This window comes from Streptomyces sp. GB4-14, from assembly GCF_022696125.1.
GTDB lineage: Bacteria > Actinomycetota > Actinomycetes > Streptomycetales > Streptomycetaceae > Streptomyces > Streptomyces werraensis.
On sequence record NZ_RZHO01000002.1, the window covers coordinates 5,124,236 to 5,151,068 of the forward strand.

Genomic DNA, 26,833 nt, shown 5'->3' on the forward strand with positions numbered 1-26,833 from the left:
GCGGGGAGGTTTTCGCCCCTCCGCCCCTTCCCATCCCTGGGGGCTGCGCCGCTCGCCCCCTGACGGCCCTTCGGGCCTTGTCCTCAAACGCCGGGCAGGCCGGACGTGAGACGTCAGGCCGTCGCCGGCGGGTACAGCGTCCTCGGGAGCTGGGACGCCGCAGCCGCGTCCAGGAGCCACAGGGTGCGGGTGCGGCCGTACGCTCCTGCTGCCGGGGCCTGGATCTCGCCCGCGCCGGAGAGGGCGATGGCCGCCGCCTCCGCCTTGTCCTCGCCCGCCGCCAGGAGCCACACCTCGCGGGCCGCCCGGATCGCGGGGAGGGTGAGGGTGACCCGGGTGGGCGGGGGCTTGGGGGCGCCGTGGACGCCGACCACCGTGCGTTCCGTCTCGCGGACCGCGGGCAGTTCGGGGAACAGCGAGGCCACATGCGTGTCCGGACCCACGCCCAGCATCAGGACGTCGAAGACCGGCACCGGACCGTGGTCCTCCGGGCCCGCCGCCGCGGCCAGCTCCGCCGCGTAGGCGGCGGCCGCCGCCTCCACGTCCGAACCGTGCGGGCCGTCCGACGCGGGCATGGCGTGCACGCGCTTCGGGTCCAGCGGCACCGCGTCCAGCAGCGCCTCGCGGGCCTGGGTGACGTTGCGGTCCGGGTCGCCCTCGGGCAGGAACCGCTCGTCGCCCCACCACAGGTCCAGGCGCGACCAGTCGATCGCGTCCCGGGCCGGGGCGGCGGCCAGCGCGGCGAGCAGGCCGTTGCCGTTGCGGCCACCGGTCAGCACGACGGACGCCTCGCCCCGCGAGGACTGCGCGTCCACGATCCTGGTGATCAGCCGGGCCGCCGCGGCCTGCGCCATCAGCTCCTTGTCCCGGTGCACGACCAGCTGGGGTGCCGTACTCACTTCGCCGCCGCCCTCTTCACCGGTGCCTCCGCCGTCGCTTCGGCCGCGGGACCTTTCGCAACCGACTCGACGGGAGCGGGGACGGCCTCCCGTTCCCCGGCGTTCCGTCCGCCCGCGTCCCGTTCTCCTTTGGCCGGCGCGTCACCGCCGTTCTCCTGCTTCAGCCGCTCCACGCCGTAGCGCAGGGCCGACGCGTAGGTGTCGTCCGGGTCCAGCCGGCGCAGCTCCTCCGCGATCAGCTCCGCGGTGTCCCGGCGCTTGAGCGCCACCGCCCGCTTCGGCTGGCCCTGGACGGCCAGCGTCGCCAGCGAGCCGTCGGCGCGGTCCAGCACGATCGGGCCGCAGTCGGTGTCCATGCGGACCGCCGTGAGACCCGGCCCCGCGGAACGGGTGCGCCGCACGGGGACGTCCAGCCGGTCGGCGAGCCACATCGCCAGCAGCTCGCAGCTCGGGTTGAACTCCTCGCCCTCCACCTCGACGGCCTGCACCTGGCAGGCGACCTGGTCCAGCGCGGCGGCCAGCATCGAACGCCACGGCGTGATGCGGGTCCACGACAGGTCCGTGTCGCCGGGGGTGTAGGCGTCGGCGCGGGCGGCCAGCTCCTTCACCGGCTGCTCGCAGGCGTAGGTGTCGGTCACCCGGCGCTGGGCCAGCGCGCCCAGCGGGTCGTTCGCCGGGTCCAGCGGCGCGTTGACCGGCCACCACACCACCACCGGGGCGTCGGGGAGCAGCAGCGGCAGCACCACCGACTGGGCGTGGTCGACGACCTCGCCGTGCAGCCGGAGCACCACCGTCTCGCCGGTGCCGGCGTCCGCGCCGACCCGCACCTCGGCGTCCAGACGCGACTGCGTCCGGTCGCGCGGGGAGCGGGAGACGCGCTTGATGACCACCAGGGTCCGCGAGGGGTGCTCGCGTGAGGCGTCACCGGCCGCCTTCAGGGCGTCGTAGGCGTTCTCCTCGTCCGTCACGATGACCAGGGTCAGCACCATGCCGACGGCCGGCGTGCCTATGGCCCGCCGCGCCTTCACCAACGCCTTGTTGATCTTGCTGGCCGTGGTGTCCGTGAGGTCTGTCTTCATGGCCGGCGCCAGCTCCGTCCGTCTCGCTCGAGCATTTCGTCCGCCTCGACGGGTCCCCAGGTGCCGGCCTGGTACTGGGCCGGCTTGCCGTGCGCGTCCCAGTACTCCTCGATCGGGTCGAGGATCTTCCAGGACAGCTCGACCTCCTCCGTGCGCGGGAAGAGGTTGGAGTCGCCCAGCAGGACGTCGAGGATCAGCCGCTCGTACGCCTCCGGGCTGGACTCGGTGAACGACTCGCCGTACGCGAAGTCCATCGACACGTCCCGGATCTCCATCGACGTGCCCGGCACCTTCGAGCCGAACCGCACCGTGACACCCTCGTCCGGCTGGACACGGATCACGATGGCGTTCTGGCCGAGCTCCTCGGTGGCCGTGGTGTCGAACGGGGAGTGCGGAGCACGCTGGAAGACCACCGCGATCTCCGTCACCCGGCGGCCGAGCCGCTTGCCGGTGCGCAGATAGAAGGGGACGCCCGCCCAGCGGCGGTTGTCGATGCCCACCTTGATCGCCGCGTAGGTGTCGGTCTTGGAGGCCGGGTCGATGCCCTCCTCCTCCAGGTAACCGATGACCTTCGCACCGCCCTGCCAGCCGGCCGCGTACTGCGCGCGCACGGTGTCCCGGCCCAGGTCCTTCGGCAGCCGCACGGCGCCGAGCACCTTGGTCTTCTCCGCGGCCAGCGCGTCCGCGTCGAAGGAGGCGGGCTCCTCCATGGCGGTGAGGGCGAGCAGCTGCAGCAGGTGGTTCTGGATGACGTCGCGGGCGGCGCCGATGCCGTCGTAGTAGCCGGCCCGGCCGCCGATGCCGATGTCCTCGGCCATGGTGATCTGCACATGGTCCACGAAGGACCGGTTCCAGATCGGCTCGAACATCGTGTTGGCGAAACGCAGCGCCAGGATGTTCTGGACGGTCTCCTTGCCCAGGTAGTGGTCGATCCGGAAGACCTGCTCCGGCGCGAACACCTCGTGGACGATGGCGTTCAGCTCTTCGGCCGACTTCAGGTCGTGCCCGAACGGCTTCTCGATGACCGCGCGCCGCCAGGAGCCGCCCGTCTGGTCCGCGAGGCCGTGCTTCTTCAGCTGCTGGATGACCACCGGGAAGGACCGCGGGGGCACCGACAGGTAGAAGGCGAAGTTGCCGCCCGTGCCCTGCGCCTTGTCCAGTTCCTCGATCGTGCCGCGCAGCCGCTCGAAGGACTCGTCGTCGTCGAAGGTGCCCTGCACGAAGCGCATGCCCTGGATGAGCTGCTGCCAGACCTCCTCACGGAAGGGGGTGCGGGCGTGCTCCTTGACCGCGTCGTGGACCTCCTGCGCGAAGTCCTCGTTCGCCCACTCCCGGCGGGCGAAGCCCACCAGCGAGAAGCCCGGCGGCAGCAGCCCCCGGTTGGCGAGGTCGTACACGGCCGGCATCAGCTTCTTGCGCGACAGGTCACCCGTGACGCCGAAGATGACCAGGCCCGACGGCCCCGCGATACGCGGGAGCCGTCGGTCCGCCGGGTCACGCAGCGGATTGCTGCTCGACAAGGTCTCAGCCCTCCGAGGGGGCGAGGCGCTGGAGCTCCGCCTCGGTCGACTTCAGCAGGTCGTTCCAGGACGCCTCGAACTTGTCGACGCCCTCGTCCTCCAGAAGCTGCACGACCTCGTCGTAGGAGATGCCGAGCCGCTCGATCGCGTCCAGGTCGGCGCGCGCCTGCTCGTAGGTGCCGGAGACCGTGTCGCCCCGGATGTCGCCCTGCTCCTCGGTGGCGAACAGCGTCGCCTCCGGCATGGTGTTCACCGTGTTCGGCGCCACCAGCTCGTCGACGTACATCGTCGCCTTGTACGCCTTGTCCTTCACACCGGTGGACGCCCACAGCGGACGCTGCTTGTTGGCGCCCTCGCGCTCCAGCGCGGCCCAGCGGTCGGTGGAGAAGACCTCCTCGTACGCCTGGTAGGCCAGGCGCGCGTTGGCGATGGCGGCCTTGCCGCGCAGCGCCTTGGCCTCGTCCGTGCCGAGCGCGTCGATCCGCTTGTCGATCTCGGTGTCCACGCGGGACACGAAGAAGGACGCCACGGAGTGGATCTTCGACAGGTCCAGGCCGCGGGCCTCGGCCTTCTCCAGGCCGGTCAGGAACGCGTCCATCACCTTGCGGTAGCGCTCCAGGGAGAAGATCAGCGTGACGTTGACGCTGATGCCCAGGCCGATGACCTCGGCGATGGCCGGGATGCCCGCCTCGGTCGCCGGGATCTTGATGAGGGTGTTCGGCCGGTCCACCAGCCAGGCGAGCTGCTTGGCCTCGGCGACCGTCGCGCGGGTGTCGTGCGCCAGGCGCGGGTCCACCTCGATGGACACCCTGCCGTCCTGGCCGTCGGTGGCGTCGAAGACCGGGCGCAGGATGTCGGCGGCGTCACGGACGTCCGCCGTGGTGATCATCCGGATGGCCTCCTCGACGGTCACCTTCCGGGCCGCGAGGTCGGTGAGCTGCGTGTCGTAGCCGTCGCCCTCGGAGATCGCCTTCTGGAAGATCGTCGGGTTGGTGGTGACGCCCACGACGTGCTGCTGGTCGATCAGCTCCGCCAGGTTGCCGGACGTGATCCGCTTGCGCGACAGGTCGTCCAGCCAGATCGCGACGCCCTCGTCGGAAAGGCGCTTCAGTGCGTCTGTCATGGAAATTCCATCTCCTACGTGTCGTATATGAGCGTCAGCGCCGGGCGGCGGCGATCGATTCCCGTGCGACGGCGGCCACGTTGTCGGCGGTGAAGCCGTACTCCTGGAACAGCACCTTGCCGTCGGCGGAGGCGCCGAAGTGCTCCAGCGAGACGATGCGGCCGGCGTCGCCCACGTACTTGTGCCAGGTGAGGCCGATCCCCGCCTCGACGGCCACACGCGCCTTCACGGACGGCGGCAGGACGCTGTCCCGGTACCCCTGGTCCTGCTCCTCGAACCACTCCACGGAGGGCATGGACACCACGCGCGTCGGCACGCCGTCGGCCTGGAGCCGCTCACGCGCCTCGACGGCGACGTGCACCTCGGAACCGGTGGCGATCAGGACGACCTCGGGCTCGCCGCCCTCGGCCTCGAACAGCACGTAGCCGCCGCGGGCCGCGTCCTCGTTGGGCTCGTACGTCGGCACGCCCTGACGGGTGAGCGCCAGACCGTGCGGGGCGCCCTTGCCGAACTCCTTTGTCCAGCGCTTGAGGATCTCGCGCCAGGCGATCGCGGTCTCGTTCGCGTCGGCCGGGCGGACCACGTTCAGGCCCGGGATGGCGCGCAGCGACGCGAGGTGCTCGACCGGCTGGTGGGTCGGGCCGTCCTCGCCGAGACCGATGGAGTCGTGCGTCCACACGTACGTCACCGGCAGGTGCATCAGCGCCGACAGACGGACGGCGTTGCGCATGTAGTCCGAGAACACCAGGAAGGTGCCGGCGTAGATGCGGGTGTTGCCGTGCAGAGCGATGCCGTTCATCTCCGCGGCCATGGCGTGCTCGCGGATGCCGAAGTGGATCGTGCGGCCGTACGGGTTCGCCTCCGGCAGCGGGTTGTCCGCCGGGAGGAAGGACGACGTCTTGTCGATCGTGGTGTTGTTGGAGCCGGCGAGGTCGGCCGAGCCGCCCCAGAGTTCCGGGATCACCGCGCCGAGCGCCTGCAGCACCTTGCCGGAGGCGGCGCGGGTGGCGACGCCCTTGCCCGGCTCGAACACCGGCAGCGCGTCCTGCCAGCCCTCGGGCAGCTCGCCCGCGGCGATGCGGTCGTACTCGGCGGCGCGCTCCGGGTTGTTGTCCCGCCACTGCTGGAAGGACTTCTCCCACACGGCGCGCGCGGCCTGGCCGCGCTCCAGCGCCTTGCGGGTGTGCGCGATGACCTCGTCGGCGACCTCGAAGGTCTTCTCCGGGTCGAAGCCGAGAACCCGCTTGGTGGCCGCCACCTCGTCGTCGCCGAGCGCCGAGCCGTGCGCGGCCTCGGTGTTCTGCGCGTTCGGCGCGGGCCAGGCGATGATCGACCGCATGGCGATGAAGGACGGCCGGTCGGTGACCTTCTTCGCCTCCTGGATCGCGTCGTAGATCGCGTTCGGGTCCAGGTCCCCGTCGGGCTTCGGGGCCACGCGCTGCACGTGCCAGCCGTACGCCTCGTACCGCTTGACCGTGTCCTCGGAGACGGCCGTCTCGGTGTCGCCCTCGATCGAGATGTGGTTGTCGTCCCACAGCAGGATCAGGTTGCCGAGCTTCTGGTGCCCGGCCAGCGAGGACGCCTCGGCGGAGATGCCCTCCTGGAGGCAGCCGTCACCGGCGATGCAGTAGACGTAGTGGTCGAACGGCGACTCCCCGACGGGGGCCTCCGGGTCGAACAGCCCGCGCTCGTAGCGGGCGGCCATCGCCATGCCCACCGCGTTGGCGACACCCTGGCCGAGCGGGCCGGTCGTGGTCTCCACACCCGTGGTGTGCCCGTACTCCGGGTGGCCCGGGGTCTTCGAGCCCCAGGTGCGGAAGGACTTCAGGTCGTCCAGCTCCAGGCCGAAGCCGGCCAGGTAGAGCTGGGTGTAGAGGGTCAGGGACGAGTGGCCGGCGGACAGCACGAAGCGGTCACGCCCGACCCAGTCGGCGTCCGCCGGGTCGTGCCGCATCACCTTCTGGAAGAGGGTGTAGGCGGCAGGCGCCAGGCTCATCGCCGTACCCGGATGGCCGTTGCCGACCTTCTGTACGGCATCGGCGGCCAGGACGCGGGCGGTGTCGACGGCCCGCTGGTCCAACTCGGTCCACTCGAGGTCTGTGGTGGTCGGCTTGGTGCTCACCCTGAGTCAGGGCTCCTCTCCACATGTCGGATGCCGGTGACTGCCCACCGGCGTGGTCGAGCCTACCCCCGTAGGACGCGCCTTTTTCCGGGTCGTTCCAGAGTGCGGGCACTCTCCGGGATGCGCCTCCTGACCGGTGAGTTTCCGCATTCGGCAGATGAATACGGAGCCGCTCATCCGCGTGCTCAATCGAGCTTCGGGACGCACCTCGGAGAGGGGTCCGCCAACACGACCGGACCCCCGCGAATGCCGGGGTCTGGGCAACGTCTAGAGTGGCGTGGTACGCGCGAGCCTTTACCCGCACTTCACAGGGAACGGCTCGCTGGGATGTCTCTGTAGGGGTGTGCGTGACGGCCGTTGAATCCCGCCCGGCGGGGGTTTTGGGGACGAGTCAGAGCCCTGCGCATCGGCCGTTCCGGGCCCGTGTGACGGCATTCGTGGCTCTCACCAAGCCGCGGATCATCGAACTGCTGCTCATCACCACCGTCCCGGTGATGTTCCTGGCGCAGCAGGGCGTGCCCGACCTGACGCTCGTGCTGCTGACCTGCGTCGGCGGCTACCTGTCGGCCGGCGGCGCCAACGCGCTCAACATGTACATCGACCGCGACATCGACGCGCTGATGGACCGCACCTCGCAGCGGCCGCTGGTGACCGGCATGGTCAGCCCGCGCGAGGCCCTGGTCTTCGGCATCACCCTGGCGGTCGTCTCCACGCTGCTGTTCGGCCTGACCGTCAACTGGCTGTCCGCCTGGCTGTCCCTCGGCGCGCTCCTCTTCTACGTCGTCGTCTACACGATGATCCTCAAGCGCCGCACGGCGCAGAACATCGTGTGGGGCGGCATCGCCGGCTGCATGCCGGTGCTGATCGGCTGGTCCGCCGTCACCAACTCGATGTCCTGGGCCCCGGTCGTCCTCTTCCTCGTCATCTTCTTCTGGACGCCGCCGCACTACTGGCCGCTGTCCATGAAGGTGAAGGAGGACTACGCGCGCGTGGGCGTGCCGATGCTGCCGGTCGTCGCCGGCAACAAGGCGGTCGCCAAGCAGATCGTCGTCTACAGCTGGGTGATGGTCGGCGTGTCGCTGCTGCTCACCCCGATGGGCTACACCGGCTGGTTCTACACCGCGGTCGCCCTGGCGGCCGGCGGCTGGTGGCTGTGGGAGGCGCACGCGCTGCTGAACCGCGCCAAGGCCGAGGTGACGGGCGCCAAGCTCAAGGAGATGCGCCTCTTCCACTGGTCCATCACCTACGTCTCGCTGCTCTTCGTCGCCATCGCGGTGGATCCCTTCCTGCGCTGAGACCCGCATGCGTACGCCGACGGGCGGGGCACGTGGCCAAGGCCACGGACCCCGCCCGTCGCCGTTCGATCTACCCGTCGGTAGCATCCTGCTCATGGCAGACACGCAGCAGGTGGACCCGAAGGACGGGCAGAAGGCGGCCCGGCTCGCCAAGCGGATCGGCGGCTACGCCAAGGAGCACGGCGGCGCCGAGGGACACGTGGAGTACCTCGGACAGCGCGGCGCCCGCATCGTCCTCGTCGGTGAGGACGGCGCCTGGGGGGACGTCCACGCGCCCTCCATGGAGATCGCCCGGCTGGCCGTCGAGAAGGCGGGCATCACCGTGCGCGAGCAGTTCGACGGCGACTTCGCCGCCAAGGTGAGGACCGGCCCGTACGAGTGGAGCCGCATGGCGGGCATCCAGGTCGGCGGCCCCTCCAACGACTGACCGCCCCACGGGCAACACCTCTTCCCCGGTTCACCCGTTAGGACGTGTAGGCAGCGCCAGCGTCCACACGGGGAGAGCCCGGAGATGATCGACCCGCCGTCCCTCGTGGACCAGTACTGCCACGGCGTACTGCGCACGGAGCTGGGCCTCGGCACGTTCGAGGCCCAGCTGGCCCGTACCGAGGGACCGCCGGCGCCCGGCACCACCCTCTTCGACACCCAGACCGGGTTCGCGGTGCGCCGCTGGTGCCCGCCGCTGCTCGGCCTGGAACCGCACTGCACGCCGGCCCGCTATCTCGCCCGCCGCCGTGAGCTGGGCACGGCCGAGGCGGGCCGCCGGCTGCTGCGCGGCAGCGGCATCACCGCCTACCTCGTCGACACCGGTCTGCCCGGCGACCTCACCGACCCCGGCGAGCTGGCCCGCGCCGGCCAGGCCGAGGCGCACGAGATCGTCCGCCTGGAGCAGCTCGCCGAACAGGTCGCCGACACCTCCGGCACCGTGGAGTCCTTCCTCGCCAATCTCGCCGAGTCGGTGCACGGCGCCGCCGCGCACGCCGTCGCCTTCACCTCCGTCGCCGGACTGCGCCACGGTCTCGCGCTCGCCCCCGAGCCGCCCGAGGCGGGGGCGGTGCGCGGCGCGGCCGGACGCTGGCTGGCCGCGCGCGGCGCGGGGGACCCGCTGACCGACCCGGTGCTGCTGCGCCATCTCCTGTGGATCGCCGTCGCCTCGGGACTGCCGCTCCAGCTGCACGCCGGGCTGGGCGCCCCGGGCGCGCGCGTCGACCGCACCGATCCGGTGCTGCTCTCCGACTTCGTCCGGGCCACCGCCGGGCTCGGCACCGACCTGGTGCTGCTGCACGGCTACCCGTACCACCGGCACGCCGCCCATCTCGCGGGCGTCTTCCCGCACGTCTACGCCGACTGCGGCGCTGCCCTGGTCCGCACCGGCGCCCGCGCGGCGACCGTCCTCGCGGAGGTGCTGGAGCTGGCCCCCTTCGGCAAGATCCTCTTCTCCAGCGGCGCCCGCGGCCTGCCCGAGCTGCACGTCGTCGGCGCCCACCTCTTCCGCGAGGCCCTCGCCCGGGTCCTCGGCGGCTGGGTCTCCGAGGGGGCCTGGTCCCTGGACGACGCCCGGCGCGTCGCCACGATGATCGCCTCAGGCAACGCGGCACGGGTGTACGGGCTGAGCTGACCGAAAGACGCCGTGCGGGGGAGCGGGCGGGGGGAGACTGGCCGGATGCAGCAGACCGACGCCCTGTTCGGCCGCTTCCTCGCCGGGCTCGCGCCCCTCTCCCCGCTCGCCGTGTGGGCACACGGCTCCCTGGCCGCCGGCGACTACGTGGAGGGCCGCAGCGACCTCGACCTGATCGCCGTCCTGCCGCATCCGCCGGGCCCCGGCGCCGTGTGGCGGGTGGCCGTCCTGCACAACCGGCTGCGCGCCGAACCCCTGGCGGGCGGACTCCACTGCACGTACCTGAGCCCGGACACGGCCGCCGACTCGGAGCGGCGCCACCTCACCTGGGCGCACGAGCGGCTGCTGCGGCGTCCCGTCACCCCCGTCACCCGGACCGAGCTGCACACGTCGGGCCGGGTGCTGCACGGCGCGCCGCCCGCGGACGTCCTGCCGCCGGTGCCGGACGGTGAGCTCGCCGCGTTCGTGCTGCGGGACCAGCGCGACTACTGGCGGCCCATGGTGGACAGGGCGGACCTCTGGACCCGGGACGTGTGGGTCGACCTGGGCCTGCTGACCTTCGCGCGGGCCACCGTCACCCTCCGGGAGGGCCGGCTGATCAGCAAGCGGGAGGCGCTGGACATGCTGCCCGGCCTGGGCGCGCCCGAGGAGGTCGTCGAGGACGTCCGCGCACGCCGGTACGGCAGGGCTGTCGCCGCCGACCCGAGCCGGCGTGCCGCGCTGGTGAGGGGTTACCTGGGGCCGGCGATCGACGCGCTGGTGGCCGGTTCCTGAGCCGGGACGGCCGACGGCTGCGGGGCCGGATCGGGGCGCTCCCGGAGGGACAGCAGGACGCGCAGCACCCAGATCCACATCACGCACGAGCCGAACATGTGCGCGCCGACCAGGACCTCGGGCAGGTCGGTGAAGTACTGCACGTAGCCGATCACGCCCTGCGCCAGCAGGATCAGGAACAGCTCACGGGTACGGGCCAGTGGCTCCTTGGGGGCGTCGACGGCCTTCAGCACGAACCACAGGGCGAAGGTCAGGGTCACCACGATCCACGCCAGCACGGCGTGCAGCTTGGTGACCGTCTCCCAGTCCAGCGGCATTCGCGGGACCTCGCTGGAGTCACCCGCGTGCGGCCCCGCTCCGGTGACCACCGTGCCGGCCGCGATCAGCAGCACGGACGCGGCCACCAGGAACCACACCAGCTGCTGCACGGCCTTGCCGACCAGCGGCCGCGGCTCGGCGTCGCCCTCGCGGGTGCGCTGCCACATCACCGTGGCGACCGCGATCAGCGCCGAGGACAGCAGGAAGTGCGCCGCGACCGTGTACGGGTTCAGGCCGACCAGCACCACGATGCCGCCGAGGACGGCGTTGCCCATCACGATCCAGAACTGCGTCCAGCCCAGCAGGGTGAGGCTGCGCCGGTACGGCTTCTGCGAGCGCGCGGCGACGATCGCCCAGCCGACGGCGGCGCAGAGCACGTAGGTCAGCAGGCGGTTGCCGAACTCGATGACGCCGTGCAGGCCCATCTCGCTGGTGGTCGTGAGCGAGTCCTCGGTGCACTTGGGCCAGGTCGGGCAGCCCAGTCCGGAGCCGGTCAGCCGCACCGCGCCGCCGGTGACCACGATGACCACCGACATCACGAGCGCGGCGAGGGCCGCGCGGCGGACGGTCCGGGGGGCCGGGGTCCAGCGGGCGGCGATGAAGGCGAGCGGGTTACGCAGGGCCGCCTGGGCGTCGGCGCGGGTCACGTTTGGCACGCGTCCCATCGTAGGCCGCCGCTTGTGCACGCTTTCACGAGGGTCGGTCCCGGTCATCACGCACCTACTCCCAGCGGAAGAACGCGCCGGCCGCCGCGAGTCCCGCGACCGCCCACGCGGTGAGGATCCCCAGGTCGGCCCAGGGCATCCCGGCACCGTGCTGGAGGACGTCCCGCAGGCCCTCCGACAGCGCGGCGACGGGCAGCAGGCCGAGCACGTCCTGCGCCGCCTCGGGGAACTTGTCCAGCGGCACGACGACCCCGCCGCCGACGAGCAGCAGCAGGAAGACCAGGTTGGCGGCGGCGAGGGTCGCCTCCGCCTTGAGCGTGCCGGCCATGAGGAGACCGAGCCCGGAGAAGGCGGCCGTGCCCAGCGCCAGCAGCGCGACCACCGCGAGGGCGCCGCCCTGCGGGTCCCAGCCGAGCATCAGCGCGATCACCGTCAGCAGGACCACCTGGAGCACCTCGGTGACCAGCACCGACAGCGTCTTGGCGGTCATCAGGCCCCAGCGCGGCAGCGGGGAGGCGGCGAGCCGCTTCAGCACGCCGTAGCGGCGCTCGAAGCCGGTCGCGATGGCCTGCCCGGTGAACGCGGTCGACATCACCGCGAGCGCGAGGACGCCGGGCGCGAGGAAGTCCACCGCCGCGCCCTCACCGGTGTCCACCACGTCGACGGTGCTGAACAGCACCAGCAGCAGGGTGGGGATGATCACGGTGAGCAGCAGCTGCTCGCCGTTGCGCAGCAGCATCCTCGTCTCGAGGACCGCCTGCGCGGCGATCATGCGGGCCAGCGGCGCCGCGCCCGGCTGCGGAGAGTAGGTCCCGGTGGCCGTCACGAACGCAGCTCCTTGCCGGTCAGCTCCAAAAAGACGTCTTCGAGGGTGTGGCGCTCCACCGAGATCCGGTCCGGCAGGACACCGTGCTGCGCGCACCAGGAGGTCACCGTGGCGAGCAGCTGCGGGTCGACCTTGCCGGTGACCCGGTACGAGCCCGGAGTCACCTCGGCGGCCGACGCGTCCGAGGGCAGCGCCTTCAGCAGGGACGCCACGTCCAGCCCCGGCCGCCCGGAGAAACGCAGGGTGTTCTCGGCGCCGCCCCGGCACAGCTCCTCGGGGGAGCCCTGGGCGACGACCCGGCCGGCGTCGATGATCGCCACGTCGTCGGCGAGCTGCTCGGCCTCGTCCATGTGGTGCGTGGTGAGGACGACGGAGACGCCGTCGTCGCGCAGGTCGCGGACCAGGTCCCAGGTGGCGTGCCGGGCCTGCGGGTCGAGGCCGGCGGTCGGCTCGTCCAGGAACACCAGCTCCGGGCGGCCCACCACGGCCATCGCCAGCGCGAGCCGCTGCCGCTGCCCGCCGGACAGCCGCCGGTAGGACGTGCGGCCGCAGGAGCCGAGGCCCAGGCGCTCGATCAGCGCGTCCACGTCCAGCGGACGCGCGTGCAGCTTCGCCACGTGGCGCAGCATCTCGTCCGCCCGCGCCCCCGCGTACACGCCTCCGGACTGGAGCATCACGCCGACGCGGGGCCGCAGCGCCGCCGACTCGCGGACCGGGTCGAGACCCAGGACGCGCACCGTGCCGGAGTCCGGCCGCCGGTACCCCTCGCAGATCTCGACCGTGGTCGTCTTGCCCGCTCCGTTGGGGCCGAGCACGGCGGTCACGCCCTGCCGGGCCGCCAGGTCGAGGCCGTCCACCGCGGTCTTCGTGCCGTACCGCTTCACCAGGGACTGCACCTGGACCACGGGCTCACTTCGCATGGGTCATGAGTCTAGGGAGCTTCCGGGGGGCCCAGGCCCGGGGGTGCGGGAAGCCGGCGGGACGGGAGACGCGGTCTTGCGCGGACCGTCCCGGATGTGCTTCAGAACGGCAAGTGCGCCGGTCGGAGGGGGTGCGGGCGGGGCCGGCGGGGTGCTCCGGCCGGTGCCCGTCCGATCGATCAAAGATCGTTTCCGCAGGTCAGATTAGGTATGCCTAAGTGATGCAAGGCACTGTGGGCCGTCCGGGCGCGGCTTGCCCGGCTCCGAAGAATTACGCAACAATGGCGTTGTGAAAAACGTTGGCGAGGCGTCCCACGAGGATCTGGCAACCGGTGAGCGGTCCACCCGCAACCGCGTCGCCCGCTCCATCCTGGACCACGGCCCGTCGACCGTCGCCGAACTGGCCGGGCGGCTGAAGCTCACCCAGGCGGCCGTGCGCCGCCACCTCGACGCCCTGGCCGCGGACAACGTCGTGGAGGCCCGCGACCGGCGGGTCTACGGCACGCGCTCGCGCGGACGTCCGGCCAAGGTGTTCGCCCTGACCGACTGCGGCCGGGACGCCTTCGACCAGTCCTACGACAAGCTCGCGGTGGACGCGCTGCGCTGGATCGGCGAGCGGGAGGGCGGCAGCGACGCCATCGCCGCGTTCGCCCGGGCCCGTATCGCCGCCCAGGCGGGCGCCTACCGCAAGGCCGTCGAGGCCGTACCGCCGGAGCAGCGCACGGAGGCCCTGGCCAAGGCGCTGAGCGCGGACGGGTACGCTGCGACCGCGCGCAGCGCACCGGTCGGCGAGCAGCTCTGCCAGCACCACTGCCCGGTCGCCCACGCCGCCGAACAGTTCCCGCAGCTGTGCGAGGCCGAGACGGAATTTTTCGCCGAGCTCCTCGGTACTCACGTACAGCGGCTGGCGACGATCGCGCACGGCGACGGCGTCTGCACGACGTTCATCCCCAAGATTTCCCACAACGCATCTGCAAGCACGTCCGGGAGGAACCCCGCATGACTCTCCCCACGGAGACTGCCCACCCCGAGCTGGAGGGTCTGGGCACCTACGAATACGGCTGGGCCGACCGTGACGAGGCCGGTGCGTCGGCGCGCCGCGGTTTGAACGAGGAAGTCGTCCGGGACATCTCCTCGAAGAAGGACGAGCCGGAGTGGATGACGAAGCTCCGTCTCAAGGGCCTGCGCCTGTTCGAGAAGAAGCCCATGCCGAACTGGGGCTCCGACCTCTCCGGCATCGACTTCGACAACATCAAGTACTTCGTGCGGTCGACGGAGAAGCAGGCGGAGTCCTGGGAGGACCTTCCCGAGGACATCAAGAACACCTACGACAAGCTGGGCATCCCCGAGGCCGAGAAGAAGCGCCTCGTGGCCGGTGTCGCCGCCCAGTACGAGTCGGAGGTCGTCTACCACCAGATCCGCGAGGACCTGGAGGAGCAGGGCGTCATCTTCCTCGACACCGACACCGCCCTGAAGGAGCACCCGGAGCTCTTCAAGGAGTACTTCGGCACGGTCATCCCCGCCGGTGACAACAAGTTCGCTGCGCTGAACACGGCCGTGTGGTCCGGCGGCTCCTTCATCTACGTGCCCCCGGGCGTGCACGTGGAGATCCCGCTCCAGGCCTACTTCCGGATCAACACCGAGAACATGGGCCAGTTCGAGCGGACCCTGATCATCGTCGACGAGGGCGCCTACGTGCACTACGTCGAGGGCTGCACCGCGCCGATCTACAAGTCGGACTCGCTGCACTCCGCGGTCGTCGAGATCATCGTCAAGAAGAACGCCCGCTGCCGCTACACGACCATCCAGAACTGGTCGAACAACGTCTACAACCTGGTGACCAAGCGCGCCGTCGCCTACGAGGGCGCCACCATGGAGTGGATCGACGGCAACATCGGCTCCAAGGTGACGATGAAGTACCCGGCCGTCTACCTGATGGGCGAGCACGCCAAGGGCGAGACCCTGTCCATCGCCTTCGCGGGCGAGGGCCAGCACCAGGACGCCGGCGCCAAGATGGTCCACATGGCCCCCAACACGTCGTCGAACATCGTCTCCAAGTCGGTGGCGCGCGGCGGCGGCCGCACCTCCTACCGCGGTCTCATCGAGATCGGCGAGGGCGCCCCGGGCTCCAAGTCCAACGTGCTGTGCGACGCGCTCCTGGTGGACACCATCTCCCGCTCGGACACCTACCCCTACGTGGACGTCCGCGAGGACGACGTGTCCATGGGCCACGAGGCGACCGTCTCCAAGGTCTCCGAGGACCAGCTCTTCTACCTGATGAGCCGTGGCCTGTCCGAGGACGAGGCGATGGCGATGATCGTGCGCGGCTTCGTCGAGCCGATCGCCAAGGAACTGCCGATGGAGTACGCGCTCGAGCTCAACCGGCTGATCGAGCTCCAGATGGAAGGCGCGGTCGGCTGATCACCGCCCCCGTCTCCCGTCAGGCCCCTTACGTAACGGAAAGCGAGCACTACGACAGCCATGGCTGAGGCTCAGAACATCCCGGTCGGTTCGACGACCGCCGGTTCGATCGCGGTCGCCGCCGAGTCGACCGTCGCCACGCGCATGAGCGCGCCCCCGTCCTTCGACGTGGCGGACTTCCCCGTCCCCCATGGCCGTGAGGAGGAGTGGCGGTTCACCCCGCTGGAGCGGCTGCGCGGACTGCACGACGGCACCGCCGCCGCCACCGACGCGGGCCTCAAGGTCGCCGTCGAGGCGCCCGAGGGCGTCACCGTGGAGACCGTCGGCCGCGACGACGCCCGGCTCGGCCGCACCGGCGCCCCGGTGGACCGCGTCGCCGCCCAGGCGTACTCGGCCTTCACCCAGGCGTCGGTCGTGACCGTGCCGAAGGAGACCGTCCTCACCGAGCCCATCCGCATCGCGGTGCACGGCGAGGGCGGCACCGCCTACGGCCACCAGGTGATCGAGCTCGGCGCCTTCGCCGAGGCCCTCGTGGTCATCGACCACACCGGCGACGCGGTGCTCGCCGCCAACGTCGAGTACGTCCTCGGCGACGGCGCCAAGCTCACCGTCGTGTCCGTCCAGGACTGGGACGACAAGGCCGTGCACGTCGCCCAGCACAACGCGCTCGTCGGCCGCGACGCCTCCTTCAAGTCGGTCGTCGTGACCTTCGGCGGCGACGTCGTCCGCCTGCACCCGCGCGTCACCTACGCGGGCACCGGCGGCGAGGCCGAGCTGTTCGGCCTGTACTTCACCGACGCCGGCCAGCACCAGGAGCACCGCCTCCTGGTCGACCACAACGTCCCGCACTGCAAGTCCAACGTCGTCTACAAGGGCGCGCTGCAGGGCGACGACGCGCACGCCGTGTGGATCGGCGACGTGCTCATCGAGGCCAAGGCCGAGGGCACCGACACCTACGAGATGAACCGCAACCTCGTCCTCACCGACGGCGCGCGGGTCGACTCCGTGCCCAACCTCGAGATCGAGACCGGCGAGATCGTCGGCGCCGGCCACGCCTCCGCGACCGGCCGCTTCGACGACGAGCAGCTCTTCTACCTGATGGCCCGCGGCATCCCCGAGAAGGACGCCCGCCGCCTGGTGGTCCGCGGCTTCTTCGCCGAGCTCGTGCAGCAGATCGGCGTCCCCGACATCGAGGAGCGCCTGATCGCCAAGATCGAGGAGGAGCTGGAGGCCGCGGTCGCATGACCTTCGTACGCGTCTGTGGACTGGGCGAGCTGGAGGAGGACACCCCGAAGCGGGTGGAACTCGACGGCACGCCGGTCTCCGTGGTGCGCACCGAGGGAGAGGTGTTCGCGATCCACGACATCTGCTCCCACGCGAACGTCTCCCTCGCGGAGGGCGAGGTGGACGACTGCCACATCGAGTGCTGGCTGCACGGCTCGCGTTTCGACCTCCGTTCCGGCAAGCCCGACGCCCTCCCGGCGACGCGCCCCGTCCCCGTATACCCCGTAAAGATCGAAGGGGACGACGTGCTCGTCTCCCTCACCCAGGAGTCCTGAGGCACCCATGGCAACGCTTGAAATCCGAGACCTGCACGTCACCGTCGAGGCCGACAACGCCACGAAGGAGATCCTCAAGGGCGTCGACCTCACCGTGAAGCAGGGCGAGACGCACGCCATCATGGGCCCCAACGGCTCGGGCAAGTCGACCCTCGCCTACTCGCTCGCGGGTCACCCCAAGTACACGATCACGCAGGGCACCGTCACCCTCGACGGCGAGGACGTCCTGGAGATGTCCGTCGACGAGCGGGCCCGCGCCGGTCTGTTCCTCGCCATGCAGTACCCGGTCGAGGTCCCCGGTGTCTCCGTCTCCAACTTCCTGCGCACCTCCGCCACCGCCGTCCGCGGCGAGGCCCCCAAGCTGCGCACCTGGGTGAAGGAGGTCAAGGAGGCCATGGAGCGCCTCAACATGGACCCCGCCTTCGCCGAGCGGAACGTGAACGAGGGCTTCTCCGGCGGTGAGAAGAAGCGCCACGAGATCCTTCAGCTCGAGCTGCTCAAGCCGAAGGTCGCCATCCTCGACGAGACCGACTCCGGCCTGGACGTCGACGCCCTGCGCGTCGTCTCCGAGGGCGTCAACCGGGTCCGCGAGTCCGGCCAGGTCGGCACCCTGCTGATCACGCACTACACGCGCATCCTGCGCTACATCAAGCCCGACCACGTCCACGTCTTCGCGGCCGGACGGATCGCCGAGTCCGGCGGCCCCGAGCTCGCCGACAAGCTGGAGGCCGAGGGCTACGAGGCATACACGAAGGGTGGCGCATCCGAGTGACACAGCTGCCGGGCCTCCTCGACACCGAGGCGATCCGCAAGGACTTCCCCATCCTGGACCGCCAGGTCCACGACGGGCGCAAGCTCGTGTACCTGGACAACGCGGCGACCAGCCAGAAGCCGCGTCAGGTGCTGGACGCCCTCGGCGAGTACTACGAGCGCTACAACGCCAACGTCCACCGCGGTGTGCATGTGCTCGCCGAGGAGGCCACGGCGCTGTACGAGGGTGCGCGCGACAAGGTCGCGGAGTTCGTCAACGCGCCCTCGCGCGACGAGGTGATCTTCACCAAGAACGCCTCCGAGTCGCTCAACCTCGTGGCCAACATGCTCGGCTGGGCCGACGAGCCCTACCGGGTGGACCACGAGACCGAGATCGTCATCACGGAGATGGAACACCACTCCAACATCGTGCCGTGGCAGCTGCTCGCGCAGCGCACGGGCGCGAAGCTGAAGTGGTTCGGCCTCACCGACGACGGCCGGCTCGACCTGTCGAACATCGACGAGATCATCACCGAGAAGACGAAGATCGTCTCCTTCGTGCTGGTGTCCAACATCCTGGGCACGGTCAACCCGGTCGAGGCCATCGTGCGCCGCGCCCAGGAGGTCGGCGCCCTGGTGTGCGTCGACGCCTCCCAGGCCGCGCCGCACATGCCGCTGGACGTCCAGGCCCTCCAGGCCGACTTCGTGGCCTTCACCGGCCACAAGATGTGCGGCCCGACCGGCATCGGCGTGCTGTGGGGCCGCCAGGAGCTGCTGGAGGATCTGCCTCCGTTCCTGGGCGGCGGCGAGATGATCGAGACCGTGTCGATGAGCTCGTCGACGTACGCCCCCGCCCCGCACAAGTTCGAGGCGGGCACCCCGCCGATCGCCCAGGCGGTCGGGCTCGGTGCTGCGATCGACTACCTGTCGGCCATCGGCATGGACAAGATCCTCGCGCACGAGCACGCCATCACCGAGTACGCCGTCAAGCGGCTCCTCGAGGTGCCGGACCTGCGCATCATCGGTCCGGCCAGCGCCGAGGACCGCGGCGCCGCGATCTCCTTCACCCTCGGGGACATCCACCCGCACGACGTGGGCCAGGTCCTCGACGAGCAGGGCATCGCGGTCCGGGTCGGCCACCACTGCGCGCGGCCGGTCTGCCTGCGGTACGGAATTCCTGCGACCACGCGGGCGTCGTTCTATCTGTACTCCACGCCGGCGGACATCGACGCACTGGTCGACGGTCTGGAGCACGTACGGAACTTCTTCGGATGAGGGGCTGAGGCGTGAAGCTGGACTCCATGTACCAGGACGTCATCCTGGACCACTACAAGAACCCGCACGGGCGGGGTCTCCGGGACGGCGACGCCGAGGTGCACCACGTCAACCCGACGTGCGGCGACGAGATCACGCTGCGCGTGAAGTACGACGGCACGACCATCAGCGACGTCAGCTACGAGGGCCAGGGCTGTTCCATCAGCCAGGCGTCCGCGTCCGTGCTGAACGACCTGCTGGTCGGCAAGGATCTCGCCGAGGCGCAGAAGATCCAGGGCACGTTCCTGGAGCTGATGCAGTCCAAGGGGAAGATCGAGCCCGACGACGCGATGGAGGAGGTGCTGGAGGACGCGGTCGCGTTCGCCGGCGTCTCCAAGTACCCCGCGCGGGTCAAGTGCGCCCTCCTGAGCTGGATGGCGTGGAAGGACGCGACGGCCCAGGCGCTGGGCGCCGACGCCGAAAGGACTACGGCATGAGCGAGACCGTGGAGATGAAGCCGGCCTCGGAGGAGGAGCTCCGCGAGGCCCTGATGGACGTCGTCGACCCCGAACTGGGCATCGACGTCGTCAACCTGGGCCTGATCTACGGCATCCACGTGGACGACTCCAACGTGGCGACCGTCGACATGACGCTGACCTCGGCGGCCTGCCCGCTGACCGACGTCATCGAGGACCAGGCCAAGTCCGCCACGGACGGCCTGGTCAGCGAACTGCGGATCAACTGGGTCTGGATGCCGCCGTGGGGCCCGGACAAGATCACGGACGACGGCCGTGAGCAGCTGCGGGCGCTGGGCTTCAACGTCTGAGCCTGCCGCTGCCGCGCACGGACCGCCGGCGACGCCCCCTTCCGGGGGCGTCGCCGTTTTCGTGCGTCTCGGGCCGTCGCCGCTGTGTACGCTCGTACACATGGGATACCTGCTGCTGGCCGGAGCCATCGCGGCCGAGGTGTGCGCCACCACCGCGATGAAGTACAGCGACGGCTTCAGCAGGCTCTGGCCCTCGCTGCTGACCCTGCTGGGCTACGTCGTCTCCTTCGCCCTTCTCGCGCAGACCCTGCGCACCGTGGCCGTCGGCACCGCCTACGCCATCTGGGCCGGTGTGGGCACGGCCGCCATCGCGACCATCGGCATCGTGTTCATGGGCGAGGGGATGACGGTCGCCAAGGCCGTCGGCATCGGGCTGATCATCATCGGAGTGGTGGTGCTGAACCTGGGCGGAGCGCACTGATGGCGGGGCGCCGGTACGACCCGGAGCGGCGGCAGCGGATCATCGACGCGGCGATCCGGGTGGTCGGCCGCAGCGGCATCGCGCGGCTCACGCACCGCAGCGTCGCCGTCGAGGCGGATGTGCCGCTCGGGTCCACGACGTACCACTTCAAGACGCTCGACGAGCTGATGGTGGCCGCCCTGCGCCAGGCCAACGAGGGCTTCGCCAAGGCGATCGCCTCGCGCGGCGCCCTGGAGGACCCGCGGAGCGACCTGGCGGCCGAGCTGGCGGCGCTGTTGGGGGAGTGGCTGGGCGGTGAGCGGGCCGGCGTGGAGCTGGAGTACGAGCTGTATCTCGCCGCGCTGCGGCGCCCTGCCCTGCGCCCGGTCGCGGCGGAGTGGTGCGAGGACACGGCCGCCCTGCTGTCCCGCCGCACGGACCCGGTGACGGCGCGCGCCCTGGTCGCGCTGATGGACGGCATCTGCCTCCAGGTCCTGCTGACGGGCACACCGTACGACGAGGAGTACGCGCGGGAGGCGCTGGGGCGGCTGCTGCCGGGAGCCGACCGGGGTCGTGGGACCGAGTCCTGAGCGACGTCCCGCGACCGGCTCCCGCCGACGTCCGGCGACCGGCGCCCGTGGGTTCCGTGGCTTGCGCCTGCCGACCCGCGACGGGTGGCCCGCGGGTCCCGTGACCGGCACCTGAGATGCGGGCGGCACCGGTTCGCGTCCGGTGCCACCGGCCGGTTAGGTTGCCCTCATGACCGACACGACTGCTCAGAGCACCACCGGCGCGGTGGCCGCCGGCCTCGCCACCGTCGCCGCCGACGGCACCGTCCTCGACACCTGGTTCCCGGCCCCCGAGCTCGCCGCCGAGCCGGGCCCGTCCGGCACGGAGCGGCTCTCCGCCGAGCAGGCGGCGAAGCTGCTGGGCGGCGGCGCCACCGCCGCGGTCGGCCCGGACCCGCGCCGGGGCGTCGAGGTTGTCGCGGTCCGCACGGTCATCTCCTCCCTGGACGCCAAGCCGGTCGACGCGCACGACGTGTACCTGCGGCTGCACCTGCTCTCCCACCGCCTGGTGAAGCCGCACGGCCAGAACCTGGACGGCATCTTCGCCCACCTCGCCAACGTGGCCTGGACCTCGCTCGGTCCGGTCGCGGTGGACGAGCTGGAGAAGGTGCGGCTCAACGCCCGCGCGGAGGGTCTGCACCTCCAGGTGACGTCCGTGGACAAGTTCCCGCGCATGACGGACTACGTGGCCCCCAAGGGCGTGCGCATCGCCGACGCCGACCGAGTCCGCCTCGGCGCGCACCTCGCCGAGGGCACCACCGTGATGCACGAGGGCTTCGTCAACTTCAACGCCGGCACGCTCGGCACGTCGATGGTCGAGGGCCGCATCTCGGCGGGCGTCGTCGTCGGCGACGGCTCCGACATCGGCGGCGGCGCGTCCACGATGGGCACCCTGTCGGGTGGCGGCAACGTCCGCATCTCCATCGGCGAGCGGTGCCTGGTCGGCGCGGAGGCGGGCGTGGGCATCGCCCTCGGCGACGAGTGCGTGGTCGAGGCCGGCCTCTACGTCACCGCCGGCACCCGGGTGACGATGCCCGACGGCGAGGTGGTCAAGGCCCGCGAACTCTCCGGCGCCTCCAACATCCTCTTCCGCCGCAACTCGGAGACGGGCCGCGTGGAGGCCCGCCCGAACAACGCGGTGTGGGGCGGCCTGAACGACGTTCTGCACAGCCACAACTGACGGCGGGCGGCCGTCGTCGCAGCAGCTGCCGAGCGCCCTTCCACGGCCTGGGAGGGCGCTCGTCCGTGTGGCGACATGCATGACCACGGTGGTGAGTACGTGACACCATCGCGGGATGCTGCGACTCACCGACTTCATCATCGACTGTCCCGACACCATGGCGCTGGCGGGCTTCTACTCCGAGGTGACGGGGCGGCCCGTGAAGGAGGACAGTTCCGCGGACTGGGCCGGGATCCGGTTCGGCGAGATCGAGTTGGCGTTCATCCGGGTCGACGACCACCGGGCTCCGCAGTGGCCCGACACCGAGCATCCCAAGCAGTTCCATCTCGACTTCGAGGTCGACGACATCGAGGCCGAGCAGGCCCGGGTGCTCGAACTCGGGGCGACGCTGCGGCAGGACTTCGTCGGGCCCGAGGGGTACGGGTGGCGGATCTACACCGATCCGGTCGGGCACCCCTTCTGCCTGTGCCGGAACAAGGGCGTCGTCTGGACCGACCAGGGACCGGTCTGGCCCGGACGGGGCTGACCCGTCGTCGCGCCCGAACGCGACGACGTCTTCGTGTGGGAGCACGGGACCGACAGCCGGGTATGGGTCTTCCCGGAGATCGACGAGTATCTGCGGCGCGCCCCGCCGAGGACGGGGACGGCGACGGGGACCGGTGGCGGTGGCCGGCGCTCGGTGGCAAGTGACCAACGGGCCGAACGCCGGTCCCGGGCAGGCCGACGGTCCCGGTCAGGACGTGCTGGAGCACGTTCTGACGTTCAGCGACGGGAAGGTGTGGAACTGACGTCCGCCAGGCGGGCGTAGGTCTCCCGCAGGGCGGCCGTCGTGTGGGGGTCCGCCGGGCGCAGGGGCGGGCGGACCGGGCCCGAGGGGAGTCCCAGGGCGGGGAGCAGGGCCTTCGCCGTCACCGTGCCGGGGAGGCCGCCCGCCATCATCGCCTCGATCAGCGGGATCAGCCGGTGCTGGAGGCGCATCGCCCCCGCCGTGTCGCCCTTGTCGAAGGCGTCGAGGACGGAACGGACGGCACAGGGGGCCACGTTGGCCACCGTGCTGACACACCCGGCGCCGCCCACCGCGTACAGCGCCAGATTGTGCTCGTCGCAGCCCGCGTAGTACGCCAGGTCCGTGCGGGATATCACCTTCTGCGCCGCCAGGAAGTCGTTGCTGCAGTCCTTCACCGCCACGACGCGCGGGTGCTCGGCCAGCCGCAGCAGGGTGTCCGGCTCGACGCGGACCCCGGTGCGGGCCGGAATGTCGTAGAGGACCACGGGGAGGCCCGTCGCGTCGGCGGTCTCGCGGAAGTACGCCTCGATCGCGTCCTGCGGCGGGCGGCTGTAGTACGGGGCGACCAGCAGGAGGGCGTCGGCGCCCGCCTCCTCGGCCTCACGGGCCAGGGCGGCGGTGTGCGCGGTGTCGGGGGTGCCGACGCCGGCGACCAGCGTGGCGCGGGTGCCGACGGCCTCCCGTACGGCCGAGATCAGCGACCGCTTCTCCGCGTCCGTCGTCGTCGGGGACTCCCCGGTCGTGCCGGACAGCACCAGGCCGTCGCAGCCCTGGGTGACCAGACGGTCGGCCAGCCGCTGCGCGCCGTCCAGGTCCAGCGCGCCCGAGGCGGTGAAGGGGGTGATCATCGCGCACAGCGTGCGGCCGAGGGAGAAGGGCGTGGAGGTCATGGGAGCAGTGTCGGCCCCCGCACGGTGAAGGTCCACTTACATGTTTTGACCGATACCCGTAAGCACTGCTTGAGGGATAGGCCGGAGCGGGCGGGGGTACTCGGGTAACCCCACCGAGAGGAGGCGCACCGTGGCCGGAACCATCCAACAGCGGCCCGTCCGCGACGAGCACAGCGTCGGCGAGCTCGTCGGCCAGGCCACCGAACAGATCTCACGACTCGCACGGCAGGAAGTGGCGCTCGCCAAGGAGGAACTGGCCGAGAAGGGGCGCCGGGCCGGAGTCGGCGGCGGGATGCTGGGAGCGGCGGGGGCGTTCGGTTACGCGGGGCTGCTCGCGCTGGCCGCCACGGGAATCGCCGCACTCGACCTGGTGCTGCCGCTGTGGGCGGCGGCCCTGATCATCACGGGCGTGCTGTTCGTGATCGCCGGTGTGCTGGCGCTGGCCGGACGCGGGCAGCTGCGCCGGGCCACGCCGCCCAAGCCGGAGCGGACGCTGGGCAGCGTCAAGGCCGACGTCGAGGAGATCAAGGAAAGGGCACACCGATGACGCACGAGGTGAGGGGCTCGGCGTCCCCGTCGGGAGCCCACGTGGACGCCGGCAGTGAAGCGGCGCGCGGGGCCAAGGGCCCGGACGAGCTGCGCCGGGAGATCGAACGGACCCGGCACGAGCTCGGCGACACCGTCGAGGAACTGGCCGGGAAGATGGACGTCAAGGCACGGGCCAGGGCGCGCGCCGACGAACTGAAGGACCGGGCCGGCGCGATGGGCGTGCAGATGCGCAGCAGCGCCGCGCACGCCGGCGAGGTCGGCAGGCAGCACCGCAAGCAGCTGATGGCCGCCGCGGGAGCGCTGGTGATGATGGCCGTGGGCGCGGTGGTGATGGTGCAGCGCCGCCACCACTGAGCGGGCGGGCCGCGCGGCCGGGGAAACCGCACCTGGGTGCGGGGCGGCGGGGGACGGGAGCGGACAGCCGCTCCCGTCCCCCGCCGCCCGCTGCCGGGCGACGTCAGGCCGGGGTCACGGCTTGAAGCGCAGGACCTGCGGGTCGTGGTCGCTGATCTGGTCGTGGAACTCCGCGTTGATGTGCACGCTGTCGTAGTCGAAGGAGCACTGGCGGCGGATCGAGGGGCTGATCAGGATCTGGTCGAGCGCCTGGCTGTTGCCCTGGTACACGTACGAGTAACGCTCCGACACGGGTAGCGACTTGACCGCCGACCAGAGGACGCCGTCGCCCTCCATGATGCGGGTGGTGCGGGAGAACTCGAAGTCGTTGATGTCGCCGAGCGCCACGACCGCCGCGTTCTTCTGCGTCTTGAGGATCTTCGCGGTGAAGTCGTGGACCTCCTGCGCCTGGAGGTGGCGCTGGGTCTCCGAGCTGCGCGCCGGCGGCTGGTACTGCGAGGTCAGGCCCTGGTCGCCGCCCTTGGAGGAGAAGTGGTTGGCGATCACGATGACGGTGCGGCCGCGGAAGACGAACTCGCCGGCCAGCGGCTTGCGGCTGTCCTCGAACGCCGCCGATTCCGGGGCGATCCGGCCGGGGGACAAGGTCAGGGCGGCCTTGCCGCGGACCTTGACCACGTCGGTCGCCGTGGCGGCGTCGCCGCCGGGCCGGTCGGTGAAGGACACCCGGTCCGGGTTGAACAAGAACGCCTGGCGGATGTTGCCGCCCGGCTCGCCGCCGTCCTGCTTGTCGGCCGGGTCGACGGCGCGCCAGTCGTAGCGCGGGCCGCCGGCCGCCTCGATGGCGTCGATCAGCTTCGCGAGCGTGACGTCGGCGGCGACCGTGCCGTCGTCCGTGGCGCCGTTGTTGTCCTGGATCTCCTCCAGCGACACGATGTCGGGCGAGGCGAGACCGTGCACGATCGCCTCGGCGTGCGCGGCGAACGTGTCGTCCGACGGGTCGAGGTTCTCCACGTTGTAGGTGGCTATCGCGAGTTCGGAGCGGTGCTGTGCGCGGGTCGCCTCGCGCTTCGTGCCGCCCGCCTCCAGCGTGCCGAGCTCGCTCGCGACCAGGGTGTAGCCGCCGTACTGGTTGTAGTCCAACGGGCCCGTGGTGGAGCCAGCGAGGACGTCGCCGACGTTCGCGTCGGGGAAGTCGGCGGCCTTGCCCAGCGACTGGATCTGCAGCCGGCCGGTGTTCTGGGCGTCGTACGAGCCGTAGACCGTGCCGCCGCGCCTGTTGCGGTTCTCGTGCGGCTTCACGGTGACCCACAGCTCCGTGTACGGGTCGGTCGCGCCGACCACGCGGGCGTCGGCGACCCGCACGTTCATGCCCTCCAGCGACTCGTACAGGTCGAGGGCGTACGTGCCCGGGCGCAGCGTGAGGGCGTTGACCGACCCGCCGGCCGCCGGGTCGCCCTGCGGCGCGTACGCGGCCGGGACCGTGCGCGCGTCGAGGACGGCCGGGGCCGGGACCGGGTTGCCGCGCGAGACGACGGTCACGGTGGGCCTGGTGATCTCGGTGACCGACTGGTTGCCGGAGGACGCGCCGCCGGGGACGAACTCCGTGACCGTGCCGGAGACGGAGACCTCGTCGCCCACCGCGACACCCTGCGGGGTGGAGCTGGTGAAGACGAACACGCCCTCGCTGGTGGCCGGGTCGGCGTCGGGGGCGGGGTCCTGGATCCAGAAGCCGCGGGACGAACCGTAGGTACGGATGCCGGTGACGATGCCGGTCACGCCGGTGACCTGCTTGCCGGCGAGCGGCGACACACGCGTGTCGCCCTGGATGTCGTGGACGCGCACGGATTCGGCGTGCGCGGGCGTCGTGAGGACGACGGTGGACGCCGCGGAACACACGGCGGCGACGGTGAGCGCGGCGAGGCGCGCGGACGGTCTGCTCGGCAACGGATTCCCTCCGGGGACCGGAACGAGGGTGGGCGGGTGCGGTGCGGGCCACACCCCGTCTACGCGCGTCAATGTCCAGCCTGTGCGAGCCACTTGTCAAGGTTTCGGCCATGTACACCGCACGACGCGGAGAGGAAGTGGGCGGCATGGGTGGAAATCCGTCTAGGCTGAGCGGCTGAGACGTAGAGGGC

The 26,833-nt window shown here is 71.2% G+C and carries 28 protein-coding genes; 18 read left to right on the forward strand and 10 right to left on the reverse strand.

The genetic code is table 11. From position 1 onward, the window contains the following. Positions 1–113: 113 nt before the first annotated feature. From pgl to tkt, 5 genes are read right to left on the reverse strand one after another with little or no spacing between them, the layout of a single operon-like run. A complete protein-coding gene (pgl, locus tag ELQ39_RS24600) occupies positions 114–899 on the reverse strand; it encodes a 6-phosphogluconolactonase (protein ID WP_190005162.1) in 786 nt (261 codons plus the stop codon). Continuing rightward, the gene (opcA, locus tag ELQ39_RS24605) at positions 896–1,978 is read right to left on the reverse strand and encodes a glucose-6-phosphate dehydrogenase assembly protein OpcA (protein WP_225627939.1); all 1,083 of its coding nucleotides are present in this window, start codon (positions 1,976–1,978) and stop codon (positions 896–898) included. Before opcA ends, pgl begins: the two co-directional genes overlap by 4 nt. Beyond that, the gene (zwf, locus tag ELQ39_RS24610) at positions 1,975–3,498 is read right to left on the reverse strand and encodes a glucose-6-phosphate dehydrogenase (protein WP_190005160.1); all 1,524 of its coding nucleotides are present in this window, start codon (positions 3,496–3,498) and stop codon (positions 1,975–1,977) included. The genes opcA and zwf overlap by 4 nt, the downstream gene beginning before the upstream one ends. Positions 3,499–3,502: 4 nt before the next feature. Continuing rightward, positions 3,503–4,621, reverse strand: coding sequence for a transaldolase (tal, locus tag ELQ39_RS24615; RefSeq protein WP_242593993.1), 1,119 nt, complete (start codon positions 4,619–4,621; stop codon positions 3,503–3,505). A gap of 34 nt (positions 4,622–4,655) precedes the next feature. Beyond that, positions 4,656–6,743, reverse strand: coding sequence for a transketolase (tkt, locus tag ELQ39_RS24620; protein ID WP_242593995.1), 2,088 nt, complete (start codon positions 6,741–6,743; stop codon positions 4,656–4,658). Positions 6,744–7,084: 341 nt separating this feature from the next. On the opposite strand from tkt, the gene ELQ39_RS24625 reads away from it, so the two are divergent. The 4 genes from ELQ39_RS24625 (at position 7,085) to ELQ39_RS24640 (ending at position 10,430) form a co-directional block, all read left to right on the forward strand. Further along, positions 7,085–8,038: a heme o synthase gene (locus tag ELQ39_RS24625; protein WP_190005157.1), complete on the forward strand. Its 954-nt coding sequence runs from the start codon at positions 7,085–7,087 to the stop codon at positions 8,036–8,038. A gap of 94 nt (positions 8,039–8,132) precedes the next feature. Next, on the forward strand, positions 8,133–8,465 hold the full coding sequence (locus ELQ39_RS24630; protein ID WP_190005156.1) for a hypothetical protein: 333 nt from the start codon (positions 8,133–8,135) through the stop codon (positions 8,463–8,465). Between the two features lie 84 nt (positions 8,466–8,549). Continuing rightward, positions 8,550–9,656: an amidohydrolase family protein gene (locus ELQ39_RS24635; RefSeq protein ID WP_242593997.1), complete on the forward strand. Its 1,107-nt coding sequence runs from the start codon at positions 8,550–8,552 to the stop codon at positions 9,654–9,656. A gap of 45 nt (positions 9,657–9,701) precedes the next feature. Then, positions 9,702–10,430: a nucleotidyltransferase domain-containing protein gene (locus ELQ39_RS24640; RefSeq protein ID WP_242593998.1), complete on the forward strand. Its 729-nt coding sequence runs from the start codon at positions 9,702–9,704 to the stop codon at positions 10,428–10,430. Here ELQ39_RS24640 and ELQ39_RS24645 read toward each other — a convergent pair. Genes ELQ39_RS24645 through ELQ39_RS24655 form a run of 3 tightly spaced genes read right to left on the reverse strand, consistent with a single transcriptional unit; the run spans position 10,388 to position 13,159 of the window. Continuing rightward, a complete protein-coding gene (locus tag ELQ39_RS24645; RefSeq protein WP_242594000.1) occupies positions 10,388–11,413 on the reverse strand; it encodes a COX15/CtaA family protein in 1,026 nt (341 codons plus the stop codon). The genes ELQ39_RS24640 and ELQ39_RS24645 overlap by 43 nt on opposite strands. Before the next feature lie 55 nt (positions 11,414–11,468). Then, the gene (locus tag ELQ39_RS24650; protein ID WP_225627933.1) at positions 11,469–12,239 is read right to left on the reverse strand and encodes an ABC transporter permease; all 771 of its coding nucleotides are present in this window, start codon (positions 12,237–12,239) and stop codon (positions 11,469–11,471) included. Beyond that, on the reverse strand, positions 12,236–13,159 hold the full coding sequence (locus ELQ39_RS24655; protein ID WP_225627932.1) for an ABC transporter ATP-binding protein: 924 nt from the start codon (positions 13,157–13,159) through the stop codon (positions 12,236–12,238). The genes ELQ39_RS24650 and ELQ39_RS24655 overlap by 4 nt, the downstream gene beginning before the upstream one ends. Positions 13,160–13,448: 289 nt before the next feature. Between ELQ39_RS24655 and ELQ39_RS24660 the strand changes: the two genes are divergently transcribed. The 12 genes from ELQ39_RS24660 to ELQ39_RS24715 all read left to right on the forward strand — a co-directional run bounded on the left by ELQ39_RS24660 (position 13,449) and on the right by ELQ39_RS24715 (position 22,644). Further along, complete coding sequence (locus ELQ39_RS24660) at positions 13,449–14,162, forward strand: helix-turn-helix transcriptional regulator (RefSeq protein WP_190005151.1); 714 nt, start codon at positions 13,449–13,451, stop codon at positions 14,160–14,162. Then, positions 14,159–15,580, forward strand: coding sequence for a Fe-S cluster assembly protein SufB (gene sufB, locus ELQ39_RS24665; RefSeq protein ID WP_190005150.1), 1,422 nt, complete (start codon positions 14,159–14,161; stop codon positions 15,578–15,580). Before ELQ39_RS24660 ends, sufB begins: the two co-directional genes overlap by 4 nt. A 60-nt stretch (positions 15,581–15,640) precedes the next feature. Next, positions 15,641–16,825 carry a Fe-S cluster assembly protein SufD gene (gene sufD / locus ELQ39_RS24670; RefSeq protein ID WP_190005149.1) on the forward strand — a complete coding sequence of 395 codons (1,185 nt, stop codon included), beginning with the start codon at positions 15,641–15,643 and terminating at the stop codon, positions 16,823–16,825. Next, positions 16,822–17,139 (forward strand): non-heme iron oxygenase ferredoxin subunit, encoded by a 318-nt coding sequence (locus tag ELQ39_RS24675; protein ID WP_006131182.1) that lies wholly within the window; start codon positions 16,822–16,824, stop codon positions 17,137–17,139. Before sufD ends, ELQ39_RS24675 begins: the two co-directional genes overlap by 4 nt. A gap of 7 nt (positions 17,140–17,146) precedes the next feature. Beyond that, positions 17,147–17,911, forward strand: coding sequence for a Fe-S cluster assembly ATPase SufC (gene sufC / locus ELQ39_RS24680; protein WP_006131181.1), 765 nt, complete (start codon positions 17,147–17,149; stop codon positions 17,909–17,911). Next, positions 17,908–19,164, forward strand: coding sequence for a cysteine desulfurase (locus ELQ39_RS24685; RefSeq protein WP_190005148.1), 1,257 nt, complete (start codon positions 17,908–17,910; stop codon positions 19,162–19,164). Before sufC ends, ELQ39_RS24685 begins: the two co-directional genes overlap by 4 nt. An 11-nt stretch (positions 19,165–19,175) precedes the next feature. Beyond that, complete coding sequence (sufU, locus tag ELQ39_RS24690; protein WP_093546387.1) at positions 19,176–19,640, forward strand: Fe-S cluster assembly sulfur transfer protein SufU; 465 nt, start codon at positions 19,176–19,178, stop codon at positions 19,638–19,640. Continuing rightward, positions 19,637–19,969: a metal-sulfur cluster assembly factor gene (locus ELQ39_RS24695; RefSeq protein ID WP_004989638.1), complete on the forward strand. Its 333-nt coding sequence runs from the start codon at positions 19,637–19,639 to the stop codon at positions 19,967–19,969. The genes sufU and ELQ39_RS24695 overlap by 4 nt, the downstream gene beginning before the upstream one ends. Before the next feature lie 100 nt (positions 19,970–20,069). After that, positions 20,070–20,390 (forward strand): DMT family transporter, encoded by a 321-nt coding sequence (locus ELQ39_RS24700; RefSeq protein ID WP_242594002.1) that lies wholly within the window; start codon positions 20,070–20,072, stop codon positions 20,388–20,390. Further along, a complete protein-coding gene (locus ELQ39_RS24705; RefSeq protein WP_190005146.1) occupies positions 20,390–20,959 on the forward strand; it encodes a TetR family transcriptional regulator in 570 nt (189 codons plus the stop codon). Before ELQ39_RS24700 ends, ELQ39_RS24705 begins: the two co-directional genes overlap by 1 nt. Positions 20,960–21,128: 169 nt before the next feature. Beyond that, positions 21,129–22,118, forward strand: a complete 990-nt coding sequence (gene dapD / locus ELQ39_RS24710; RefSeq protein WP_190005145.1) for a 2,3,4,5-tetrahydropyridine-2,6-dicarboxylate N-succinyltransferase — start codon at positions 21,129–21,131, stop codon at positions 22,116–22,118. 115 nt (positions 22,119–22,233) lie between these two features. After that, positions 22,234–22,644, forward strand: coding sequence for a VOC family protein (locus ELQ39_RS24715; protein WP_242594004.1), 411 nt, complete (start codon positions 22,234–22,236; stop codon positions 22,642–22,644). A 236-nt stretch (positions 22,645–22,880) separates the two neighbouring features. Here ELQ39_RS24715 and dapA read toward each other — a convergent pair whose 3' ends face one another. Next, complete coding sequence (gene dapA / locus ELQ39_RS24720; RefSeq protein WP_242594005.1) at positions 22,881–23,795, reverse strand: 4-hydroxy-tetrahydrodipicolinate synthase; 915 nt, start codon at positions 23,793–23,795, stop codon at positions 22,881–22,883. A 130-nt stretch (positions 23,796–23,925) separates the two neighbouring features. Here dapA and ELQ39_RS24725 point away from each other — a divergent pair, with 130 nt between their 5' ends. After that, a complete protein-coding gene (locus tag ELQ39_RS24725; RefSeq protein ID WP_190005142.1) occupies positions 23,926–24,342 on the forward strand; it encodes a phage holin family protein in 417 nt (138 codons plus the stop codon). Positions 24,343–24,383: 41 nt separating this feature from the next. Continuing rightward, the gene (locus ELQ39_RS24730) at positions 24,384–24,698 is read left to right on the forward strand and encodes a DUF3618 domain-containing protein (RefSeq protein ID WP_225627927.1); all 315 of its coding nucleotides are present in this window, start codon (positions 24,384–24,386) and stop codon (positions 24,696–24,698) included. Positions 24,699–24,812: 114 nt separating this feature from the next. Here the strand turns inward: ELQ39_RS24730 and ELQ39_RS24735 are convergent, their stop codons facing one another. Beyond that, complete coding sequence (locus ELQ39_RS24735) at positions 24,813–26,642, reverse strand: endonuclease/exonuclease/phosphatase family protein (RefSeq protein WP_242594006.1); 1,830 nt, start codon at positions 26,640–26,642, stop codon at positions 24,813–24,815. Positions 26,643–26,833 lie beyond the last annotated feature (191 nt).

Excerpts from the sequence above, each read along its gene's own strand:
- opcA (WP_225627939.1), bottom strand. The coding sequence starts at position 1,978 with ATGAAGACAGACCTCACGGACACCACGGCCAGCAAGATCAACAAGGCG.
- tal (WP_242593993.1), bottom strand. The coding sequence starts at position 4,621 with ATGACAGACGCACTGAAGCGCCTTTCCGACGAGGGCGTCGCGATCTGG.
- ELQ39_RS24630 (WP_190005156.1), top strand. The coding sequence starts at position 8,133 with ATGGCAGACACGCAGCAGGTGGACCCGAAGGACGGGCAGAAGGCGGCC.
- ELQ39_RS24635 (WP_242593997.1), top strand. The coding sequence starts at position 8,550 with ATGATCGACCCGCCGTCCCTCGTGGACCAGTACTGCCACGGCGTACTG.
- ELQ39_RS24640 (WP_242593998.1), top strand. The coding sequence starts at position 9,702 with ATGCAGCAGACCGACGCCCTGTTCGGCCGCTTCCTCGCCGGGCTCGCG.
- ELQ39_RS24645 (WP_242594000.1), bottom strand. The coding sequence starts at position 11,413 with ATGGGACGCGTGCCAAACGTGACCCGCGCCGACGCCCAGGCGGCCCTG.
- ELQ39_RS24655 (WP_225627932.1), bottom strand. The coding sequence starts at position 13,159 with ATGCGAAGTGAGCCCGTGGTCCAGGTGCAGTCCCTGGTGAAGCGGTAC.
- sufB (WP_190005150.1), top strand. The coding sequence starts at position 14,159 with ATGACTCTCCCCACGGAGACTGCCCACCCCGAGCTGGAGGGTCTGGGC.
- sufD (WP_190005149.1), top strand. The coding sequence starts at position 15,641 with ATGGCTGAGGCTCAGAACATCCCGGTCGGTTCGACGACCGCCGGTTCG.
- ELQ39_RS24675 (WP_006131182.1), top strand. The coding sequence starts at position 16,822 with ATGACCTTCGTACGCGTCTGTGGACTGGGCGAGCTGGAGGAGGACACC.
- sufC (WP_006131181.1), top strand. The coding sequence starts at position 17,147 with ATGGCAACGCTTGAAATCCGAGACCTGCACGTCACCGTCGAGGCCGAC.
- ELQ39_RS24695 (WP_004989638.1), top strand. The coding sequence starts at position 19,637 with ATGAGCGAGACCGTGGAGATGAAGCCGGCCTCGGAGGAGGAGCTCCGC.
- ELQ39_RS24700 (WP_242594002.1), top strand. The coding sequence starts at position 20,070 with ATGGGATACCTGCTGCTGGCCGGAGCCATCGCGGCCGAGGTGTGCGCC.
- ELQ39_RS24705 (WP_190005146.1), top strand. The coding sequence starts at position 20,390 with ATGGCGGGGCGCCGGTACGACCCGGAGCGGCGGCAGCGGATCATCGAC.
- dapD (WP_190005145.1), top strand. The coding sequence starts at position 21,129 with ATGACCGACACGACTGCTCAGAGCACCACCGGCGCGGTGGCCGCCGGC.
- ELQ39_RS24715 (WP_242594004.1), top strand. The coding sequence starts at position 22,234 with ATGCTGCGACTCACCGACTTCATCATCGACTGTCCCGACACCATGGCG.
- dapA (WP_242594005.1), bottom strand. The coding sequence starts at position 23,795 with ATGACCTCCACGCCCTTCTCCCTCGGCCGCACGCTGTGCGCGATGATC.